This is a genomic window from Streptomyces sp. NPDC059866 (assembly GCF_042731325.1).
In the GTDB taxonomy this organism is placed as follows: domain Bacteria; phylum Actinomycetota; class Actinomycetes; order Streptomycetales; family Streptomycetaceae; genus Streptomyces; species Streptomyces flavusporus.
In genome coordinates, this window is sequence record NZ_JBHWJT010000115.1 from 1 (window position 1) to 3,280 (window position 3,280).

A 3,280-nucleotide genomic window follows, 5' to 3' on the forward strand; every position below is an offset into this window, starting at 1 on the left:
GGTCAGCAGGCTGACCGAGCCGATCGGCTGGTCCGGCCGGGCATCCGCCATTCGCTCCAGGAAGAGCAGGAATCGCGCGACGTGGGCGTCCAGTTCCGGCTGGCTGTACATGCGGTCGTTCGCGTCGAAGTACACCTCGATTCCGCCTTCACGCGCGCCTTCGTGGAAGGCGACGGAGAAGTCGTCGGTGTAACGCTGTGAGAGGCTGCTGGCTTTTGCCGGGTGGCCGCCGAAGTGGATGTCGTAGTCGAATGCCATGACATTGACAACGGGGCCGTAGGGGAGGTTTTCCCTCGACATCCAGGTGAGTTCGCGGCGCAGATCCTCCATGCGGTACCGGCTGTGCCGAGCGGCGCGGGTGGTCTGGGCCCAGACCTGCTTTGCCAGTTTGACCAACGGCAGTTCGGGTCGCACCGTGATATGGAGGGGGACGACATTGACCGTCATTCCCGGCGTATTGCGCTCGACCTCGTCCAGGCGGCCGGACACGGGAAGCCCGACGGATATGACGTTCTCTCCGGTGACGCCGCCGACGTATGCGGCCGTTGCCACCACCGCCAACACCGACCAGCTGACGCCGAGTCGGGCGGCGGCGTCACGGAGCTGATCCGAGAGGTGTGCACTGAGCGCGGCGCGGTTTCGAAGAATTCCCTCGGGCCTGCGGTATGGACGGCCGGAGAGGCTGACCGGGTCGGGTGCATCGCGCAGGCGCTTGAGCCAGTAGCGGCGGTCGGCTTCGTACTCTTCTGAATTGCGATAGCTTCCTTCCCGTTCCAGCAGCTTACGGAACGAAGGAAGCGGAGTACCGTCGTCGGGTCGATCCGCCACCATGGCCGAGTAGACCTGGGCGGTGCGCCGAGTGATCAGCGCGGAGCTCCAGGCGTCCATGATGACGTGGTGGTAACGACTGTACAGTATATGGAAGTTCGGGTCGACCGTGAGCAATGCGGGCGCATACAGCGGCCCCTGCGTGAGGTCGAACGCGGTGTCCATGTCCGACTGCATCCATGCCTCGGCTGCGGCCTTCGGATCCGTTTGGAGAGTGAAGTCCAGTCGGCGCACGGGTGCTTGGGCGGAGCCGAGAACCTGGAGTGGTCCGTCCGGACCTTCCGTAATGGCGAGCCGCAGTGCCTCTGCTTCTTCCAGGGTAATCCGGTGCGCTTTCTCGAGAATGTCCGGATCGACCGGTCCATGGATCTCGACGCGCTCGCCGACGTTGTAGACCGAGCCGCCGGGCCCCAGGGACGCGGCAAACCAGATACCTAACTGGGCAGCCGTCAAAGGCCATTGTTCATCCACCGGATCCGGCACTCCAGGCCCCTCCACAGCGACTTGCACCCACCCCGGTCACTCGCCGGACGCCTGCATAGTTACACATCGAACCGCGCCGCGGCACGCGGTCCCGCACCCGGATTCAGTGTGGTGCCCGTGTCCCGCCGGGGATGGCCCTGACCGTGTTGTATGCGTCACAACCCAAGCAGGCGAGATCTGTCCTACGAGGTGTCAGAAACCGCTCTGAGCTGGGTCGTTCGGGTCCGGTCACAGGAATCATGGGTGACAGGTTCAAGTAACTGTAGTAGCGTCCGGACGGGCTCATCGCCGCGTGACCGAGAAGACTTTCAACGCGGGGAGAGCGTGGCCGTGGAATGACTTCTCGGGGGAGATCTCACAGGCATGTCAGGCTTATTGGCGGTTTCTTGCTGCCCTCTGCGGATCAGGCGAACCAGCCGAACTGACATCTTTTCCGAGGGTCCTGCATGCCGGTGGCATGCATCGTGGTCCTCCCTTCATACGCCAATGCCGCCACTGCGTAAGACATTGGTGACGCGGAAGCCGGCGGCCGGCCGGCTGCGGCCCGGTTCCGGTGAAGTGGTCGCGCACTGTCCATGGGCCGGTCCGACACGAATAGCGCCTGAGTACGGAGAGTGGATCAGCCATGCCGCATGAGCTCGAGGACGTCTGGCCGCTGTCGCCGCTGCAGGAAGGGCTGGTCTACCACGCCCTGCTCGACGGCAAGGGACCGGATGTCTACGCCGTACAGCTGATCCTGGACTTCGAGGGCGCCGTGGACGCCTCAGCCCTGCGCGCCGCCGGTCAGTCCCTCCTCGACCGGCATGCGAATCTGCGGGCCGCGTTCTGGATCGACGACCTCGACCAGCCGGTCCAGGTGGTCGCCCGCGACGTAGAGCTGCCGTGGGAGGAGCGCGACATTTCCCGTCTGCCCGCCGTGCAGGCCGAAGCCGAACTGCGGGCCTTCGCCGATGCCGAGCGGGCCCGGCGGTTCGACCTCGACCGCCCGCCACTGCTGCGCATGGCGCTGATCAGGCACCGGGACGGCGAAGGCGGGGCCGACCGCAGCCGACTGGTCATCACCCAGCACCATGTGCTCGTCGACGGCTGGTCGGCGCCCCTCATGGTGCGCGAACTGCTCGCCCTGTACGACGCCAAGGGCGACGACAGCGGCCTTCCTCCCGTCACGCCCTACCGGGAATACCTGGTCTGGCTCTCCGAACAGGACCGCGACGGCGCACGCGAGGCCTGGACCACCGCGCTCACCGACGCGGAGCCCACCCTGCTGTCCACTCCGGCTGCTGCCGCCGTCTCCGACGGCACGGCACCGGCACCGGCCCTGCCGGAACGCTTCCTCACGCAGGTCCCGCGGGAGACCACGGCCGCGCTGCAAGCCCAGGCCCGTCGTCTGGGCGTCACGCTGAGCACGCTCGTCCAGAGCGCCTGGGGCGTCCTCCTCGGCCGGATGACCGGCCAGGACGACGTGGTCTTCGGTGCCGTGGTCTCGGGGCGGACGCCTGAGATCCCCGGCATCGAGAACATGATCGGCCTGTTCATCAACACGGTTCCGGTCCGGGTGCGGATGGACGCAGGGGACACGTGGGCCGACCTGGCCGTACGCATCCACGGTGAGCAGGGTGCCTTGCTGCCGCACCAGCACCTGGGCCTGACGGAGATCCAGCGGACCGCCGGCCTCGGCGAAGCGTTCGACACGGTCGTGGCCGTCGAGAACTTCCCCGCCGACCGCGACACCTCCGCGGACCGCCGGACAGCCGGCCTCAAGATCACGTCCACGGAAGGCCGCGACGCCACCCACTACCCGCTCAGCCTGGCCGTCGCACCCGGCGACGTCCTCAGGCTGCGGCTGGACTACCGCACCGACCGCTTCGACCACGACACCGTCACCGCCGTCGCCCAGCGCCTGGTCCGCCTGCTGACGGCTGTGGCCGAGGATGCCGATCAGCGGATCGGCGCGGTGCAACTGCTGTCT

General features: G+C 67.0%; 2 protein-coding genes. One reads left to right on the forward strand and one right to left on the reverse strand.

The window, feature by feature from the left end:
- On the reverse strand, positions 1 to 1,311 hold a 1,311-nt coding region (locus ACFV7R_RS46875; protein WP_385276894.1), incomplete at its 3' end, for a condensation domain-containing protein.
- A gap of 625 nt (positions 1,312 to 1,936) precedes the next feature.
- Between ACFV7R_RS46875 and ACFV7R_RS46880 the strand changes: the two genes are divergently transcribed.
- Positions 1,937 to 3,280 (forward strand): condensation domain-containing protein (locus ACFV7R_RS46880; RefSeq protein ID WP_385276897.1); only part of this gene is annotated, 1,344 nt, incomplete at its 3' end.